General features: G+C 42.1%; 17 protein-coding genes and 1 pseudogene. 4 read left to right on the forward strand and 14 right to left on the reverse strand.

Annotated elements, in window-relative coordinates:
* Positions 1-191 precede the first annotated feature (191 nt).
* Positions 192-1,010: a nitroreductase family protein gene (locus EO98_RS02150; protein ID WP_048141695.1), complete on the reverse strand. Its 819-nt coding sequence runs from the start codon at positions 1,008-1,010 to the stop codon at positions 192-194.
* A 427-nt stretch (positions 1,011-1,437) separates the two neighbouring features.
* Positions 1,438-1,896 (reverse strand): MarR family winged helix-turn-helix transcriptional regulator, encoded by a 459-nt coding sequence (locus tag EO98_RS02155; protein ID WP_048141693.1) that lies wholly within the window; start codon positions 1,894-1,896, stop codon positions 1,438-1,440.
* 1,017 nt (positions 1,897-2,913) lie between these two features.
* Here EO98_RS02155 and EO98_RS02160 point away from each other — a divergent pair.
* The 4 genes from EO98_RS02160 to EO98_RS02175 are packed head-to-tail and all read left to right on the forward strand — an operon-like array spanning position 2,914 to position 6,955.
* Entirely contained in the window at positions 2,914-4,002 is a 1,089-nt protein-coding gene (locus EO98_RS02160; protein WP_235283694.1) for an ABC transporter substrate-binding protein, read from the forward strand.
* Positions 4,003-4,034: 32 nt separating this feature from the next.
* Entirely contained in the window at positions 4,035-5,072 is a 1,038-nt protein-coding gene (locus tag EO98_RS02165) for a methyltransferase (protein ID WP_048141688.1), read from the forward strand.
* A gap of 33 nt (positions 5,073-5,105) precedes the next feature.
* Positions 5,106-6,191 (forward strand): iron ABC transporter permease, encoded by a 1,086-nt coding sequence (locus tag EO98_RS02170; RefSeq protein WP_048141686.1) that lies wholly within the window; start codon positions 5,106-5,108, stop codon positions 6,189-6,191.
* A complete protein-coding gene (locus EO98_RS02175; protein WP_048141684.1) occupies positions 6,188-6,955 on the forward strand; it encodes an ABC transporter ATP-binding protein in 768 nt (255 codons plus the stop codon). The genes EO98_RS02170 and EO98_RS02175 overlap by 4 nt, the downstream gene beginning before the upstream one ends.
* Before the next feature lie 403 nt (positions 6,956-7,358).
* Here EO98_RS02175 and EO98_RS02180 read toward each other — a convergent pair whose 3' ends face one another.
* The 12 genes and pseudogenes from EO98_RS02180 to EO98_RS02230 all read right to left on the reverse strand — a co-directional run bounded on the left by EO98_RS02180 (position 7,359) and on the right by EO98_RS02230 (position 18,980).
* Entirely contained in the window at positions 7,359-8,585 is a 1,227-nt protein-coding gene (locus EO98_RS02180) for an iron ABC transporter substrate-binding protein (RefSeq protein WP_048141682.1), read from the reverse strand.
* Positions 8,586-8,621: 36 nt separating this feature from the next.
* Positions 8,622-9,494 carry an ABC transporter ATP-binding protein gene (locus tag EO98_RS02185; protein ID WP_048141680.1) on the reverse strand — a complete coding sequence of 291 codons (873 nt, stop codon included), beginning with the start codon at positions 9,492-9,494 and terminating at the stop codon, positions 8,622-8,624.
* Between the two features lie 5 nt (positions 9,495-9,499).
* Complete coding sequence (locus EO98_RS02190) at positions 9,500-10,579, reverse strand: iron ABC transporter permease (protein WP_048141678.1); 1,080 nt, start codon at positions 10,577-10,579, stop codon at positions 9,500-9,502.
* Positions 10,580-10,620: 41 nt separating this feature from the next.
* Positions 10,621-11,244 carry a class I SAM-dependent methyltransferase gene (locus EO98_RS02195; RefSeq protein WP_048141676.1) on the reverse strand — a complete coding sequence of 208 codons (624 nt, stop codon included), beginning with the start codon at positions 11,242-11,244 and terminating at the stop codon, positions 10,621-10,623.
* Complete coding sequence (locus EO98_RS02200) at positions 11,222-12,028, reverse strand: helicase HerA domain-containing protein (RefSeq protein WP_048141674.1); 807 nt, start codon at positions 12,026-12,028, stop codon at positions 11,222-11,224. The genes EO98_RS02195 and EO98_RS02200 overlap by 23 nt, the downstream gene beginning before the upstream one ends.
* Before the next feature lie 933 nt (positions 12,029-12,961).
* Positions 12,962-13,411 carry an RNA-guided endonuclease TnpB family protein gene (locus EO98_RS19030; RefSeq protein WP_255350254.1) on the reverse strand — a complete coding sequence of 150 codons (450 nt, stop codon included), beginning with the start codon at positions 13,409-13,411 and terminating at the stop codon, positions 12,962-12,964.
* Between the two features lie 15 nt (positions 13,412-13,426).
* Positions 13,427-13,969, reverse strand: coding sequence for a hypothetical protein (locus tag EO98_RS19035; RefSeq protein ID WP_235283683.1), 543 nt, complete (start codon positions 13,967-13,969; stop codon positions 13,427-13,429).
* A pseudogene (gene tnpA, locus EO98_RS19040) lies at positions 13,966-14,370 on the reverse strand (IS200/IS605 family transposase). Before tnpA ends, EO98_RS19035 begins: the two are co-directional and overlap by 4 nt.
* A 141-nt stretch (positions 14,371-14,511) precedes the next feature.
* Complete coding sequence (locus tag EO98_RS02215) at positions 14,512-15,231, reverse strand: carboxylesterase (protein WP_048141673.1); 720 nt, start codon at positions 15,229-15,231, stop codon at positions 14,512-14,514.
* 100 nt (positions 15,232-15,331) lie between these two features.
* Positions 15,332-16,162, reverse strand: a complete 831-nt coding sequence (locus EO98_RS02220) for a nitroreductase family protein (RefSeq protein ID WP_048141671.1) — start codon at positions 16,160-16,162, stop codon at positions 15,332-15,334.
* Positions 16,163-16,571: 409 nt separating this feature from the next.
* Positions 16,572-18,023, reverse strand: coding sequence for a condensation domain-containing protein (locus EO98_RS02225; RefSeq protein ID WP_048141669.1), 1,452 nt, complete (start codon positions 18,021-18,023; stop codon positions 16,572-16,574).
* Positions 18,024-18,305: 282 nt separating this feature from the next.
* On the reverse strand, positions 18,306-18,980 hold the full coding sequence (locus EO98_RS02230) for a TetR/AcrR family transcriptional regulator (RefSeq protein ID WP_048141667.1): 675 nt from the start codon (positions 18,978-18,980) through the stop codon (positions 18,306-18,308).
* Between the last annotated feature and the right edge of the window lie 143 nt (positions 18,981-19,123).

Genomic DNA, 19,123 nt, shown 5'->3' on the forward strand with positions numbered 1-19,123 from the left:
GACAAAAAAACGGCGGGTAAAATTCAGCTTGGGGCCGGTATTACCCGTCAGGAAGGTCATACGGCATGATGCACAAAATTCCGCAGGCTCCTGAGTATTTGAGAAAGAGGAACTGAAAGTCCCTCAAAACCTCTCAAAACCTCTCAAAACCTCTCAAAACCTCTCAAAACCTTTCAAAACCTTTTAAAGTCTTACTGCCACGTTACTTCAAGAGGCTTCCTGCGAGGAATTCCATACACTTTGTACTGCGGGTTGCCAAACATCATTGCGTGAGCAATTTTCCTTCCTTCGGGCAGGTTTAGCTCCTTCTGGAGAGGTTCATAGAACATGGTAGCCGCCGCAACAAAGCCCGCCCAGCATGTCCCGATCCCGAATGCCGGCGCAGCGATATCAAAATGCGTGAGGGCGATGATAGCATCTACAGGTGCAATTGGACTTTCTTCAGGAATATGGGCGAAAAGCAGGTGTGGAGCATCCTGACAGATTACATCGATTCCCTGCTCCCATGCAGAAATAAGAATCGGCACGTAGCCGCTCATGGGGTGGTCGGTGTTCAGAAGGGTTTTCATCCATTCCATGGTGAGCTCGGCAATTTTCCTGACTTTCTTCGGGTCATGGATAACCAGCCACTGCACTGGTTGAAAATTGACACCAGAAGCTGCATAGCGGGCAATATCAAGGACTTCGAGGATTTTCTCCCTTGGCACGGGTTCCCGGGTAAAATGCCGAATAGACCTGCGTTTTTTGATGTAGAACGCCATATCTTCTGGAGAGATGTTGCCTGCATCGGCAGGAAGGAGAACTTTTTCCTCAGGACGGAGGTTCAGGATGAGTGCCTGAGACGGACAGAAAGCTTCGCAATGCCCGCAGTAGAGACAGCGAAAAACGTTTTCGTCCTGCACCTGAGGGAGATTAGTTTCATCAGCCAGACCGATAACACCTGAAGAGCATATCTTTGCACAAAGACCGCATCCTGTGCAGCGATCCTGATCAACAATAATATGAGTCATAATCATCAAATCCTGTTAAAGGTAAATATATCGACCAGCCTGCATTTATTACTTTTCATTAATTCTCTACCTGTGAAGCTTCATTAATTCCATTACTGCGTGGACAAATGATAAAAAACTGTATACTTACTGTGTTTGCTCACCTTGCGCACTTCAGAGACAAACATATTTTATACTGTCAGCAATAAAGTTCTGAACTCAGTGAGACCCCTACTCAAATGAGAAAGTTTCAATTCTCCTGTCTCTGATGATGAACTTAAGGGACTTTCTGCTGTTCCACAAAATTTAGTAGTTCTCCAATGTCAGAATTCATGTAAAGTTGATTCACTTTAACCCCTTTCACAATAATTGCAGTAAGTCTCAAATGCTTCGATTTCAACCCTCTAATGATTATTTTCTTACAACAGCCCAATTAATGGGCTATTTCTCAGACTCTTTCATCCAGTTTCTTAAAAAACTTTATCATGTTTCCCATACTTTCCCGATAGCTGTCAATTTCTTCCTCATCCAGCCTATCAAGGATTTCTGAAACCTTAGCTTGAATCGCTGCGTTCAGCCAGTTTCGGTATTCTTTACCGGCTTTGGTGAGGGATAAAATGGTTTTTCTGCGGTCGTCGGGGTCTCTTTTCCTTAAGATAAGTCCCTCTTTTTCCAGGGAATCGATTATTGATGTCAGGCTTCCCCTCTGCAGATCCAGATACTCCCCAAGGACAGAAGGTATTATTTCCTCATTTCTTCCTATGGCTATAATAGCTCTTTTCTGGTTTTTGTTCAGGTTATAGGGGCCATAGGTAATCTCATGGAAAATCTTTGCAAAATTCTTGTGAAAGAGATTAAGGAGGTCAAACTGGAGTTCAGCTGCTTCTTTTAACTTTTTCGATTTCATATAATTTCATACCATTGATTTGTGTATATCTAAAAGGATGACTATTCCATGGCTGTAGGTCAGAATTTGTTAGAATGCATTCTTTGAATTCATATAGTTTATAATTATATAGTTTAAATCAGACTATTATAAATAGCATTGTTCACATTTAAACAATATTATTTCAAACTAAAAATTCAGACATTATTATAGAGCTTATTCCAAAATCAATCTTGCCCTATGTCAGCAAGAACTTTCAAACTATTTTCTTAATCAGTAGATCAGCAGGTAATTCAAAATTTGAAATAAAAAGACGCAATTTTGAGTTTTGGGATCAGCTCATAATCCGGCATTAAATGGAATATGAGACTTAAAATCCAAAAAAAATGGAAAGTTCATTTATCTCTCATTAAAAATGCTTATTTTCAAAATTATGCTGCCTTAATAAATAAAATCCTACGAAATATGCCCAGAAAAATAGAACTTTTATGGTACTAAACAAATTAGCGGAAAGAAAAAAAATTTAAGAAACTTTTCAATTACCATGGAAGTTTGCTTTTCACTTATTTTTGCCTCTATTTAAGCAAAATTTTCCAGAATGCAACATTTCATTTGATAATAAAACTATGGACAGGGTTTCTTTCCATTTTCAATTGAAATTTTTGAAGAAATTATGATTTACTGCCTGTTCAAAAATCCGTAAAAAATCATGTTTTTAACAGTCATATTTTAACTTTCTGATCGCAATATCGCAAGGTCAATACAAAAGAATTTGTTTTACTAATTTACTCTTTATTCTTATAGTTAGAATACAAATCTTTTTATAGCTCGTTGATCATTGTTTCAAGAAAAGTTAATTTGATTTATGGGAAAATAAAGTTGAATACAAGTAATTTTGTATTATTTTAGTTTTATAAAAACAAAATTAAACTCTAAACTCGTTCGTAATAAAGTCCTCCTATGTATATCAAATTAAGACAAAAACTGGAGGTAGAAAATATAACACATATAAAGAAATTAGGTATTGTAATTAGTGCTTTGCTTCTAATATTACTTTTTGTAATCTTCTCAACCGCAACTGAACAGAAAACAAACAAAACAACTACAGATACTAAGATAATAATTATTGATGCCCTTGGTAGAGAAGTGACTCTTGATAAACCCGCCGAAAGAATTGCATATACACATTACTCGGTCGCTGAAGTCCTCAAAGCTGTTGGAGCCTGGGATAGGGTTGTAGCAAGAGATGGGTACATATCTGATGAGAATTTTTATCCGAATCTGGATAAAATCCCTGCAATATGTCCCGCCAGAAATCCTATGGATATCAACTATGAAAAAACTATAGAAACCCAGCCCGATGTTCTAATCCTGCCAAAATTCGAATGGTATGGCACTACTGAAGAAATAATCAATGCGCTTGAACCTGATATACCGGTTGTTTTCGTTGATACACTAAATCCTGACTCCTTCTGTGATACAATTAAGATAATCGGAATGGTTACCGGGAACGAGGAAGAAGCTCAGGAATATATCGAGTTTTACAGCGGAATTTATGATCCGATAGTAGCTAAAACTTCGCAGATCTCTCAGGAAGACCGCTTCAATGTATTTTATAAGGCTTTTTCCGACACTCCTGAACAAATAAAAACCTATGGGAAAGATATGCCTGGTGGAAACGAGTTTTTTAACGCTGCCGGTGGAAAAAACATTGCCGGGGATCTGTCTTTTGCTTATGGAGATGTCGATAAAGAATGGGTCCTTGAACAGGACATCGATGCCATTGTAGTAATGTGCTGGGATCAACATTACCTTGATACATTCGGATATGCTGTCAATGATTCGGAACTGGCTTTTGAGAGGGGAAAAGAGATCCAGGAAGAAATCATGCGGCAGGATGTCTTTGCACACACTGATGCTGTAAAAAACAAAAAAGTATACCTGCTTCATAATGAATTGCTTTCCACCCCAAGAAATATCATTGCTATAGCTTACATGGCCAAGTGGTTCTATCCTGAAGAGTTTCCTGATCTCGACCCCGAAGCCCTTCATCAGGAATATCTAGATCGGTTCATAAAAGCTGACTATAACCTTTCTAATGCCGGACTGTTTGCCTATCCGGCTTAACTGCATTTTTAACAGACAGGAGAGTGACAACTATGAAAAAATTACCGGAAATTATAGTACCATTAACTCGAATATATGAAATGTCCCTTGCACCCGTTATGACAAATGCGATGGTTGCGGGAGTTGAGCTTGCAATCTTTGACCAGCTAATTAAGCCTGTCCGGGCAGAAGAACTTGCTGAAAAATGCGGATTTAATGCCAAAATGACGGCAGAATATCTCAATGTACTGACTGCCTGTGGCCTTGTGATAAAAAAGGACGGGTTCTACCAGAACAGTCCAGAAGCTGAGCAATATCTGGTCACCGGCCGCCCCACCTACTATGGAGATCTTATTTTATTTGAGTATGATCGTCTGGCCATGAGCCCGAAAACGATAGCCAAAAGGGTCAAAAATGGGCCAGCCTTTACAGAAGAAGGAGGAATGAATTCTGAGGAGTTCTGGGTACGATATGCGCGGTCAATGGCAAACTGGGAACGTTCGGGAACCGCTCAGAAGGTAGCGGATATTATCTCAGCATTGCCGGAATTTTCTTCGATGAAGAAAATGCTTGACCTCGGCGGAGGTCCAGGACTGGTGGGAATTGCAGTATTATCCCGTCATCCATCGATGGAAGGTGTAGTGTTTGATCAGCCGGCTGTAGTTAATGTCACTGAGGAGTTCGTAGCAGAGTATGGACTTTCGGATAGAATAACAACTATTGGAGGCGATTACCTTAACGACCCGCTTGGCGGTGGTTATGATCTGATCCTTGCCAGCTGTACACTTAATTTTGCCAGGGATTGCATGGATAAGGTGGTGAAAAAGATTTATGATGCACTCAATCCAGGAGGAACCTTTGTAAGTCTTCATGATGGGCTATATGACGAGGGCACAAAACCGTCTATCCATGTTCTCAATATGATGCCCAGCGCTCTTTCAGGGTACAATTGCAGTCTTAGAAAGGGACTTATCGTAAATTCGATGCTCAATGCAGGGTTTCAGTCGGTACGGTCACAGACAATTAACTTTGATGCGGGTCCTTTAGATATTGATATCGCCCGAAAAAATCCAGAATGGACAGAGGATTAAGTGGGGATAGAGGATTAAACAGGTTGATAGCTTATGGATTATGACCTACAAAAAAACATATTTCCAGAAGAAACAGGCCATATTACGGAGAGGTATTATCACTTTACCCATAAAAAAATCCTCTTTATCTTTGCTTTATGCCTGCTCATCATTGTCAGCATCGGAATCTCAGCTGCGACAGGGTCGGCCGATGTATCTTTTGGAGATGTTTATGCCTCACTTCTTAGCAAAATATTTCCTGATATTGTCGAGAGTTCCTGGGTAGCGGATGTTTGCCTCTGGAAACTCCGGTTTCCCCGTATTTTTATGGGACTCTTTGCCGGAGTTGCCCTCGGAACAGCCGGAGCTGCGATGCAGGGAGCTTTGAAAAACCCACTTGCTGATCCGTATATGCTCGGAATTGCGTCAGCAGCAGGATTTGGGGCAGCGATCGCGATCGTATTCGGGACCGGAATTTTTGCAGGCAAGTATCTCATTGTCGGGAACGCCTTTTTCTTCTCACTGATAGCTGCGGTGGTCATTATCGCCATTGCGGAGAGAAAAGGGGGGTCAGCAGAAGCTATGGTCCTGACCGGGATCGCTGTGATGTTTTTCTTCCAGGCGATCACGACCTTTGTAGAATATTTTGCAGAAGCGGAAGCGGTAAAAGGGGCAATGTTCTGGATGATAGGGGATCTCGGAAAAGCAAGATGGGAGGATTTCCTTTTTGTCATTCCCATTACGGTAATACTTGTTCCTGTACTTATCTGGAAGTCCTGGGATCTTAATATAATAGGGGCAGGGGATGAGAGTGCAAAGAGCCTTGGGATTAATGTCAAAAGGTTCCGGATCCTTATCATGGCAGTCTCATCACTTCTGGTTGCAGGAGTTGTTAGTTTTATTGGAGCAATAGGGTTTATCGGGCTTGTCTCGCCACATATCTGCCGGCTGATAATTGGAGGAGACAACCGTTTTCTTATTCCTTCATCCGGGCTAATGGGGGCAATCTTCCTGATAATCTCTGATTCTATTGCACGTACTGTACTCTCACCTTCAGTTATTCCCGTAGGGGTAATCACGGCATTCCTTGGTGTTCCTTTCTTTGTGTATTTGATCATGTACGGGAGGGAGTACTGTTGAAGCTCTCTATCGATGGAGTCAAGCTCTCGTATGCTTCAGTGCCTGTGCTACATGGGATTTCAATGGAGTTTTGTGAACCGTGTGTGGTTGGTATAATAGGGCCGAACGGCGCTGGAAAAAGCACGCTGCTCCGTTGCATCAACAATGTCCTTAAACCAAAGAGTGGTTGGGTTTGTTTTAACGGGCAGAATACTCATGACATGGACGCGATAGAAATCGCTCGAAATTTCGGCTATGTACCCCAGGAGTTTTCTACCACCTTTCAGGCAACTGTTTTTGACACGGTACTTATGGGCCGCCGTCCGTTTTCGTCCTGGAGGATCAGCAGGGATGATGTTGAGATCGCTGCCGGAGCTATCAAGATGCTGAACCTTGAACAGGTTTCACTCCGTTACAATTCGGAACTCTCCGGCGGCCAGCAGCAGCGAGTAATGATCGCCCGAGCACTCGCCCAGAATAGCCGGGTGCTCCTCCTTGACGAGCCGACTTCTAAACTGGACATAAGGAACCAGCTTGAAGTGATGGATATCATCCGCGCCCTTGTAGAAAAACAGGACCTGCTTTCTATTCTTGTAATCCATGACCTCAACCTTGCTTCCAGGTACTCAGATAAGCTCATCATGCTCAAAGAAGGGAAGATATTCGCAGCAGGAGATCCTGTTTCTGTCCTGACGCAGGATAATATCAGAGCGGTCTATGATGTTGAGGCTGCTGTGGTGCTCGAGGATAATCTGCCGCATATCATTCCGAAAAGACCGATATAAATCTAAATACTGTGAAACGTTCCAAATACTGGAAATTACATTAGATGAGTAAAAGTTCATGTTAAACCGAGTTTTACATCCAGTTTATGGCCTGAGGATATCAAAATCTCTATGACTAAACATAAAACTGGGTCGTGGGGGGTGAGTTACTGAAAACCAATATCCCTTAAATCTTTCTATATTTATTTCAAACATGGAGTATGTGCTCGTTTTTTCAGATTTGATCAATGACTCACCCCCACCACCGAAAACTGGCCGAATGTTTTACTGGCCGAATGTTTTATTAGAAGCTTTTTAAGAAAGTTTCTTCAAACAAATGATGACCTATAGCAGGGATATGCTATAGGCAGGAGAATTTTTTGATGCTTTCGGTTGAAAATACCCTCATTAATGATTTTCCAGTTTATGTTTCCACTCCCCAGTCCATCAACTGGGCCGAACGAAGCTGTATCGCTGTATCACGATCAACACCATAAACGTCCTGATAAAACGAAAGTATCCACTCATTCAGGTCGATGTCCTCAAATTTTTCAGGATATGCAGCCTTTGCGATAACCATTAGATCGATAGGATATTCCAGACGCTTTGCACTGTTTCTGGGAGTATAGGGAAGAGAGACAACTCTGTGATTTTTAACAGCCTGGAGTTCGCGAAGGTTTTTATAATAGGAAGCCTCGTATAGTTCCTCAGGAGGTGCATAGTGTGCCGCAGTACCGATTACAATGACATCGGGGTCCATCGCCAAGACCTTTTCGGCGCTGACCACCTCAAAGGAACCCAGATCAGAGCGAAAAGCGTTTTTTGCATTGACAACATCTTCTATCATATACGACTCTGTCGTCTTCAGGCCCCAGGCTATACCGGCTGAGGTCTGTGTACGGTGCATGGGAGAGAGGCCTAACACCAGCACATCAGGTTTTTCCTCATCAGAAATGTTCTGCGTCCTTTCTCGGATCATTTCCTGTCTGGACTCGAGTTTAGAGGCGATTCTATCAGCTTCCTCCTCTTTTCCAAATACTTCTCCTATGATGTGGATTTCATCCGAAATAGCCGTTGGGCTGGAGTTTTCATAACAATTGGGGCTATAAAGAACGATAAGAGGGATCCCAAGAGATTCGATTGTCTGGATAGTCTTCTGCGCATTATTGTCCTCACCAGCTGGGAATGCAGAGTCCCCTAAGCGAATGATGACTATATCAGGTTTAACAGAAGCTAGAGTCTCATAGTTCATAGCCACACCATAATCCGTTACCAGAGGGAGGTTTTTTAAATCTGGTGAAAGAGTCAGAGCAACGTGTTTCCCTCCACTCACCGTGACATTCGAGCCGTTATCGGCCGGATAAGAAAAATCTCCTTCATACTGAAGACCTTTTGAACCAAGGCCGACGAGCGTATCTTTAACACCGAGGACCACCATCATTTCCTCCACCAGGCCATCGGAGACGGTAACTACCCGCTCGATGTTGACAGGCACCTTTACCTCAACTCCTCGGCTGTCGACCACAGTCCGGTACTCATTTTCGGTTACGTTTTTGTCCTCTGTAGTATGCATAGGAGACTGTATGCATCCTGCGACAGCCGTCGCAAGGAGAAGAATCAGGCCCAATATAAGCAGGAATTGCCGTCGCATTCCTATTCCTCCTGCTCGATCTGATAGTTTATTACTTTATAGTTCAAGTTTATCATGTCCAATGTCATAATCTATTCTCCGTATCGTGTTTTGTCCTACATGCTGATTGCAGGTATTCAAATGGTTTTTTCCATTTTTCCAGGTCTGCAGGCCTGCGGGCATGACTATCCTGACCCCTTCTACCGTCTGTACAGTGCAGGTATTATGGTAAATTTGGCCAAGGGTCTGCTCGTTTATCACCTCGGCAGGATCACCGTCAGCAATTACTCCGCTATTCCCGACTACGATAACGCGGTCGCAGAACCAGGCGACGTGATTCGGGTCGTGACTGCAGGCGATGATGGTCCTGCCGCTTTCTACGATTTTGCGCATAATCTTCCATATCCGCATCTGATTCTGGAAATCAAGAGCTGAAGTAGGTTCATCAAGAAACATCAGTGGAGTGTCCTGGGCAATGGACCTAGCCATCAGTACCATCTGGCGCTGGCCTCCTGAAAGTTGGGAGTAGGGCCGCTCCGCAAGATCAGCTATGCCAAGAGTATCGAGGGCATCTATCGCGATCATTCTGTCACGATGGGGGATGCCAAAAATTCCTCCGAGGTGCGGAGTTCTCCCCATAAGGACTATTTCATTTACAAGGTAAGGAAAGGGAGGTTTGTGCTCCTGCGGGACATATGTCACTATTTTTGCCATTTCCCTGATCGAAAGCTTCGATACGTCACGGCCGCACATGTGAACCGTACCCTGTTTGAGCTTGAGGAAATTGAGACAACACTTAAACAGCGTAGTTTTTCCTGATCCGTTAGGTCCGAATAACCCGCAAAGTTCTCCTTCCCTGACATGAAAAGAGATGCCATTTAGAACGGGAACTGCCCCATAGCTGAAATGTAGATCACGGACACGAAGCATAAGACTCACCCAAACATGCCTCTTCCCTTGCTCCTGAGCAGATAGCAAAGATATGGTGCCCCCAGGACAGAAGTGATTATGCCTACTGGAATCTCTGAGGAAGTCAGTATCCTTGCGAGGGTGTCGGAGACAATTACATACATCCCCCCCATCATAAAAGATGCAGGGATGACATACCTGTTGTCAGGCCCAAGCAGGATCCGCGAGGCATGCGGCATCATGAGACCTACCCATGCGATAATTCCTACTAGTGAGACCGAAAAGGCTGTAAGGGCGGTTGCAACTGCTATGGCTATAAATTTGTACCTTTCAGGATTAACGCCAAGAGACCTGGCCTCTTCGTCACCCATAGAAAGGATATTCAGTTTCCACCCCATAGCCAGCAGAATGAGGAAACCTGCGATGGAGACCGGAGCAAGGAGAATAATGTCATCCCAGGTCGCATAATAGAACCCGCCCATTAACCAGAAGACAATCTCGCGCAATGCCGAATCATCAGAAAGGTATTTGAGCAACGAAACAAATGCCGTAAAGATCGAACCTATGATAACGCCCGCAAGGATGAGAGTGAAGATTGGAGTCTCACCCTGTACCCTTGCAAGAAGATAAGCGAAAGTGACTGCAAGCGCCCCGAAACAAAATGCTGAAAGCTGGATCGAGACACCGATAATCGGATAAACGATCGAAAGAGCAGCGCCGAATGCAGCACCGGAAGAGGCACCGAGAATATATGGTTCAACCAGAGGATTGCGGAAAACACTCTGGTAGACGGTACCAGCGATAGCTAGCGACCCTCCTATCAGGAAAGAAAGGATAATTCGAGGGATTCGAAGATCCCAGATTACTATGTTATGTAGAGAAGGAATAGTAGAGATATCTCCGAAAGTCAGGTGCGTGATGATTGTGTATATGCTATCGGTAATAGAAATGTAGTAATTTCCCATCATAACAGCGATACTGACCATCGCTATGAGCACAATTCCCAGCATCACAAGAATACCAATTTTTCGTAATTCAGAAAAATTATAGATTCTCTTGTAGTCCAGAGTGGGGAGGAAATCTTTTATTGAGGTCGATGCGGTCATCTTCTACTCCTGTTATATATCCAATTCAAGAAGTACTCGGATTACTTTTGATAGCTTTTCTTGAACTGAATCATGTAATTATAACCCAAATCTGTCAGTTTTATCTTTTCAAAACCATATTTCGTTATTAAATCTTCCAGTTCTTCAGGTGACAAACGCATGTGAAGCGGAGGGCCAAAAGACAGCTCTTCTTTTTTGCATTCGATAATTGCCAGGCGTCCATCGGGTTTTAAAACTCGGTAGATCTCACTGAATATTATATTACTGTCTTTAACCAGATCAAGAGAGTGCAGTACTGTAGAAATAAAATAAACATTGATATAGCCTTCGTCAATTGATAATGGTTTGGTAATATCTGTAACCATTCCTACGATATTCGTTAATTCTTCCAGATCAGCTTTTTTTGTCAGATCATCAATTAGATCCTGCCATCTATCCAGTGCGTACACTATCCCGGAATTCCCGACAATTTTTGAGGCCCAAATTGCATAGTCTCCTGGTCCACAGCCCATATCAAGAAAATAGTCTCCAGCTTTCAGTTTCAGTTCGCTAAAAATTAAATTCGGATCGTGCATCCAGAAACTGCTTCGGCCATGCCTTTGTTTGTTTTCTCTACGAGTGGGATCAGGGTCACATTCTTTTTTACATGTTTTTATGTTCTTCATATCCGCATTTCTCCGCAAGAGTCTGTAAGATATGCTGAATTTCAGTGTGACCTGCCATAATCTCTTCACCCCTTAGCCCTGCAAGTAAAAGAGAAGGATCTGCTGGAACAGCTGCAATGACTGTATGCCTGTTGCCCACGGTTTCTCGCATGAATTGTTCGTTTGATTCGTCGACTTTGTTCAGGATAAAGAATATCGGTTTGCGAATGCTGCTACTTAAATCGGCTATCTTTTCGGACAGTTTAAGGGATTCGTAAGAGGGGTCAATTACCATGAGAACAGCATCTACACTCTTTTCAATACCCCTTCCGAAATGTTCGATGCCTGCCTCAGTATCAACAATGACAACTTCGCCATTGTTCAATCTCAACTTTTCGATAAATTCTTTTACCAGCATTCCCATTGAACAGGCGCATCCTTCTCCAACTTCGTGTATCTTTCCTATGGCAAGGAGTTTCGCTTCCCCGTTCTTCGAAAGATATGCCGCAGGAATGTCAGCAAAACTTAATTCCTCCTCAAAAAAAGAGACCGAATCCCAGTCAGGTGCTGCTTGCATTATTTTCTCAAGGACAGCACCTTTGCCGCCGAAATACTCCATGAAATCAGGAGGAAGATTGACTCCCAATTGCCTGTGAAGGCCAAAGTTCGATTCATCGGTATCGATGACAAGAACGGAATTTCCATTTTCTACGAGAGTCTTTGCAAGGAGAGCTGCAATGGTACTCTTACCACTTCCTCCTTTTCCACATATAGCGAGTTTGTATGCATTTTTATTACTCTTCATATTTTATTCTCCAAGATTTCAACAAGTTCTGTTTTGTTCATGTTTTCACAGTGACAGAAGTATCCCAGCGAATATTTTCCATTTCGTTAGGCCGTTTTATGGCTAGTGTCTAGAAAATTTAGTTCTGTGTCCTCGGAATTAAGAAAGGGACTATGGATGATGTATTGTCTAAACATTAAAGCCCAGTAATTAAATTGCCATGACACTAGTTCGCCAGGCTTGTTTGAATTTAAATTTCTGCATTAACATCTCTTTAGTGATACAATAAGAATACTAATAATCTTAAATGATATATTTAGTATTCTTATTATAAGAATACTAACTACTTAATAATAACTTCTATTTATGTTTTATTATTTGAAATGCATATCTTAATATTTAGAAGGAGAATTTAATTCAAGCAGAAAAAAACTTACAGAAAAAATAACCCTCTCAATGAGATATGAATGCAAATGTCACCTATATATTACAGGTTTTGCCAGGCATGTTTCAGGTATTGTCAGGCTCAAAAGAAAACCTAGAGAGCCAGACTGTTATTGTATCATACTTGCTGACAAAATTTAAATTTAGATCAAGTCTTTTTTTAACTGGATTGCTTCCGCAATATATGTCTTTGAAGAAGAGAATAATCAGCGTCTATTGATTTTGAAGAGATTTGAAATCCATCAAAAGCATTCTTTTTTATGCATCATTGAATGATTTGATGAGCTAATGCCAAAGATCAAAAAGCTTATAAATCTCTTATTTTTGAGTGGCCGATCAAAAACCTGAAAGCTAGAGAATCGTCACCAAAAAAGGATCAGGGATGAGTCGCACCGGCTTAATCAATGATACTTTTTCTGCCTGTGAAGCCTGAATCATTCCACCACTGAATGAGCAAAGACTGACATACTCCCACGGCTAAAGCCTGTGTGGTTCTCCGGTTAACTGGATTCAAGCCATTGCCGGTTTAGGGGTATCAGTACTCCCTTTGCATACATCCCTGTCTGTATGCAATTGATCTATGCACAGACGCATTGCTATATTGAATCCAGCGTTGCTTTCAGCATGATCAACGTGTCCGCATTCAGAACAGTTGAAACTCTTTTTGTCCCTCTTGCCAATGTGTCCGCATCCACTACACGATTGTGAAGTGTATGCAGGATCGACATAAGCAACTTCTACACCAAGCAGCTTGGCTTTGTATTCTATGAACATTTGCAATTGATAGAATGACCAACTGTGTTTGGAATAGCGGAACGATTTAGTATTTCTCTTGCTGTTTCGGATTCCGGTCAAATCTTCAAGTTTGATTCCCTTTCCGATTTCTTTCGCCTTATTGACTATCGTTCTCGATACTTTATGATTGATGTCTCGAACTATTCGGCTTTCTCTGTTCCTTATCTGTTTGACGTTGCCTTATTTGCCCTTTTTCGGAAGGTTTCTCCGCATGTTTTTGTATTTTTGATGGACATGCAAAGCTGATTTTCCAAGCTTCAAAACTTTACCAGTTTCGGGATCAGACACAACTGCAATATGTCCGGTAGTATTCCGGTCTACACCTAACCAATCAGTTACTTTGACAAGTTCGGGTTCGAGTATGGACACTGAAACATATGCATATTCTTTCCCGATTTCGATTTGGTTGACTTTCTCTAAGCTATTGGAAAATTCGTATTTCAGAATAAGCTTCAAACACGGAGCATAAATAATCCTTGCAAATCGGTCTACCTTAATCCCCTGATTAGGAATAGCTAATTTGACACTCCTGACGTTCTTGGCTTTTCGATTACCACTGTACTTTTTGAGTATCTGATTAGCAATCATTGATTTCAGACCGATATGCTTGACATCCTTAGAACTACGGCTACGTGTTCGGATAGCATAATAGGCTACCTTTTTAGCCTTTTTCAGTTCATATGACAAATCTCTACAGTGTTTGATTTTGTAGGTCAGAATCATTTTTTCTTCTTCTTCTCCTCAATGTATTTTCTTATGCTGTCTTCCGAAATATGACCGCATGATTCTACATCGTAGCTCCTTGTCCACAGGGTAGGCAATCTGGTTCTAAGCGATTCAAATTCATTGCGTAGTTCGTGGGAAGTGAATCCTTTCAACTGTTGCACTATCCAGTGTGGACTTGCTACAGGAGGAGCTTTGACAAACAGATGGACATGATCAGGCATAACCTGCATTTCGATAACCGAAACACCGATTTCTTCAGCTTTCTTTAAGAGAAGCTGTTCTAATCACACTTCGACTTCGCCAGTCAACACCTTACGCCTATATTTCGGACACCATATCAGATGATACCCGATATTGTAGACGGTTGTGTTGCTGTGAGTCCATCTATTAGTCGTCATACCAAGATGGCATATTCTTGGCAGGTATATAATGTTATTCGAGGAAGTTGACGGATTCATCACACGACTAAAGATCGTGGGCTTTCTCCTTCGACTCTCGTAAAATGCCTGATTTCTCAGTTTGCAGTATGCTATCAAGTTTTATAGCAGATTTTCATCTGCCCATCTATCAAATATCTTCAATTGCTCTTCCGTATGGAAGTAATGCTCCCCATGCTCCAGGACTTTAACTGTTGATTGACACCTCTCTGCAAATGCTGAGATCTCTTCCCATTCAGACAGATTATCTTCAGAACCATACAAAATGGCAGTAGGTACTTTCCATTCAAAACAAATCGGGTTTTCTCTCACATAGCAATAATAGTTCCATTCCAGTGTCTGTCCAATCGGCAACCGGATTTCATGCTCTGCTTTTAGTCTTTCTTCACTTACCTGGAAACCTTCCATCATATTGCTTATGATGCGTTCCATATTGACGACGGGCGAGAGAAATAAACTTTGCTTTATGTTAAGGTCGTGATAGGCAAGCAGACTGAAATAGGCTCCCATGCTGCACGCAAACAAATGAATGTCAGGTGCAAGAGACTTTGCATATTCATAAACAGCCGCCAGATCACTTACACAATTTTCTGGAATACAAGCATATTCCTCATTTACACGCTCACCGTGCATAGGCAGGTCAAAGCTTAATGCCTGGTAACCTTTTTCAACGGCCTTTTGTGCCATCATGGAAATTACAGTGTCCTCTTTATTAGAAAGGTTGCCATGAACTTCAATCAACAGCTTTTCACTCTGCTTTCCCCACAGTATGGCAGGAATACGAATTTTATTATTTGAGATATAAAAATGTCTTTTCTCCATTCTCTCACTTCTCTTTGAAGAAAAATAAATTTAATCCGCAACCTTTCGACTCAGTTCCAAAATCTGATGATAAAGTCAGCGTAACATCACACCTATCCTTTCACATCCATTTGATCTTTACAGGATTGCGGCGCGGGGTACGATAACTTTTGAACTGTGGATAGCCAAATATCATCGCATAAGAAATCACACGTCCCTGCGGCAGTGCAAGCTCCTTCTGAAGAGGTTTCCATGACTTTGCCGCTTCTGTCAAAAAACCCGCCCAGCAGGTCCCGATTCCAAATGCAGGTGCAGCAATATCGAAATGAGTGAGCGCGACGATACCGTCAGTTGCACCGCTTCCGTGGTTCTCAGGGATATGAGCGACCAGAAGGTGGGGGGCATTACAGCATACGGCATCAGTTCCGCGATCCCAGGCTGTGACCAATGAGTATAAAGCCGTGCCCAGAGGCTCCTTGTTTTCATAAAGGTGGCGTATCCAGTCTATGGTCAGTCCTGCAAGCTTATGAGTCTCCTGCTCGTCATATACAACAATCCATTCTACGGGCTGAGTATTACAGCCCGATGCTGCATGCCTGGAGATTTCCAGCATCTGCTCGATTTTTTCCTTTTCAACTTTTTGGGGCGTGAAACACCTGATGGAACGCCTGCTTTTGAGATAAGTGCTAAGAAGATCTGAGGATATATCATTCGATATATCATTCAGACTCACATCATCGTCACTTTTTTCATCAAGCGCAAAATTCAATGTGAGTGCCCCTGTCGGGCAGAACGCCTCACAGTGCCCGCATTTAAGACAAAAAGTTGCCGCTTTTTCCAGTGCTTGAGGGAGCTTGGCCTCTTCATCCTCAGACATAAACCCTAAAGGGCATACCGTTGTGCAAATGCCGCACTGCGTGCAGCGATCCTGATCAACAATAATGTAAGTCATAATTATCAAATCCTGCTAAGGGCCTATTAAAGGCTGATATATCGACCATCAGGCATTTATTACTTTTTTACATTTCTTTGTTTATGAAAGCTGGATGATTTTTCACACAAATTTATGTAATTAAGGAACAGTTCAAATATAAAGCAAGGATTTTAGCTACCATGAACCACAGATGGACACGGATAAACACAGATACAACCTTATCCGTGTTCATCTGTGTTTATCAGTGGTTTATTGAGGTTGCATCGAATCAATGCACGCAGAGAAATCCCAAATGAAAACTTGAAGAGATATTTTTACCGTTCCTAAACCGTTTTTAACATCCGATCGCCTTCAGACGAACAGGAACAAGCTAATAGCTAACCTTTACTCACTTTGACCATGGAAACGTTTTTTTGCATATATATTATTACTCAATCGCTCTGTCACTCACTTTTTCCGGGAAACCAATGTACTCAAGCGCTCGATTCCGTATCCGGATCATATCCTGCTCTCGGGAAGAACTGTTATTTCGTATTGGTTCGGCAAAAGTAAGCGAAAACACAATTCTTCCACCAGCCCCGATCCCTCCGAGGATCAACGGAACAATTTCACTGATTGCCGGCAAAAAGACCATGCGATCTAGCTGTAGATTTCCGTATGTAGTTTGTAGATTCAGTTTTCCTAAGTTTGAAGGAATTGTCCCGGGAGTCATGTTCTTGTTATTGTGCGTAAACGAAAATGCCACATTTTTTCCATCCTGAGCAAAACGTGACAGGTTGTCTGTCTGGGAATACGCTTCAGGAACAGCTTTAAACATTGGCCCAAAACTGGCAAAAGCGTCAATGAAAGACGGTTCAAATCCCGGGACTTCCAGGCCCGCAGAGTCCAGTTTTTCCACACGCTTGTGTACCTCCTGATGCAAAACAGCAGCGTTCTCCCAGAAGGTTTTTTTCACATCATAGGTGTAGGGGAAGCGCGGAGCTCCGACACAAAGGCAAAATACGTCGCCAACAGATGTAGTTGCATGTCTTCTCAGGTCGAAGGGGGCAGAAACCAGCTTGAAGTTTTTGGTAAATGGGCCTAATATATCATTATGTGCTGCAATACATGCTGCAGTCACTGCCGACCCTACTGTAACTCCTTCTTTTCTGCATTTCTCTAAAAAAATCTGTGACTCCTGGGTATCAAGCTCAATTAACACAGCGCCGCACTTCATTTTTTCCCAGTAAGCTCTGGTGATGGCAGCATAATCTGCCTGGATAAAGTAGTGTGGACTTTTTTTCCACTTCCTGTTGGCATTGTACACAAAAAGCCGGGTAAGAATTGCAGAGAGGGAAAAACCATTTTTCACTGGAATTAATTTCATGATGTCAGGGGGATTGAGTACAGTGACCCTGTGTTCAGGGTCAGCATAATTGATTAAAATGTCACGGACCAGATTTGCCAGTGCCATTCCATCACAAATACTGTGATTGCACATGACTATAAGATCTGATCTTTCAGGGGAATGCAACAATATGAACCGGATCAAAGGACCTTTTTCCAGCTCAAACGGGACCCTCTGTTCGTATTGAATTTCTTCAAACCATTGAGTATCTGAAGTCATTTTTGTAACTCTCAATGGAAGAGCAGGAACATTATCATTAGAAAACCAGGCATTGTGTCGTTCGTCGAATACAATTTTAGCTCCGACCAGTGGATGTATTCTGCGAACCGTATCCATAGCACGGAGTAGCTCATGTTCTGATACATTTCCGGTGATCCGTGCAACAATTGATACGTTGCACCCGGGAGTAAATAGAAAAACACGTTCAAGATTGGTCACCTGGCGTACACATCCAGGAATTCCTGCACTATTTTCCGCACATTCATTCTGCATTATTACATCACCTTCACTTTCAATATCTGTCGAATTATACTCTTTTTTAGCGGAATATGCAATGTCCAGAAAAGTGAGCTAATGTTTTTGTCTTGTGAGGGCAACTCCGGCTCTTCCTTCTAACCGAACTGTTCGGCTTCGGTTAGCTATGGACATTGTAAAGCAGTTTATTATTGAAAAAAACTTTGATTAGTTTTTATTGATAGCATCCGCTATTCTGATTGTTGTTTCAATAATCGCATCATGGAATTTTCTTTGATCCCGTAATCAATGACTCAGTGTTTATTGCTGAAAAGTTCGGTCTTGATTATCACACTTTTTTTCCGGTGACCGAGAAATTGCTGGACAGAGGAATTTTGGCAGCATCTCTACATATGTATCGTAGCTTATTCCCTGTGCTGTAAAACTGTTTTTAGTGGACGGATCCGGGGAGACAACATTAAAAGTAATCATCTGGATGTACATCCCAAGCAATATGGGGTCCAGGTCATTTCTAATAGATCCATCTTCAATTCCCTCCCTTACAGCACAGTGCACAAGAGGCATATATTTCATAGAGAGTTCCATCATTGTTCGCGCATTTTCCGGATCAATTCTCTGAAAGAGCTGGGGGCCGAAAGTAGTAGCCATGTCGTTATATTCTGGATTCTCCTGTGAATATTCGATAAACCACCGGATCATCATCTGAATTTTTTCAAAGCCGTTTTTCCCGTAGCTCATCTTTTCTATCATAGCTTCAACAAACTCCGTCCATTTTCGGGAGATAATAGCAAAAAAAAGTGAGTCCTTACTTTTGAAATAGAAGTAAAGTGCGCCTTTGCTCAGTTCAACTTCCTGTGCTATCTCATCCATGGATACTTTATCATATCCCTTTGAATAGAACAGCCTCTCGGCTGCGTCTATGATTTCGTTACGCCGCTTCTCTTTTTTGCGTTGTTGCCTTTCTGTAGCTACCATAATCTTTCCGTCGTATTTCTACCGCGAGTCGATTTTTGACGTACAGTCGATTTTCGACTATGAGTCAATATTAAACTCATGGTCGAATAAACTATATAAATATTATCTTTTAATTGTCTGGCACTCGTCCAAAATATAAAAAA

The organism is Methanosarcina sp. 2.H.T.1A.6, assembly GCF_000979455.1.
Taxonomy (GTDB): Archaea; Halobacteriota; Methanosarcinia; order Methanosarcinales; family Methanosarcinaceae; genus Methanosarcina.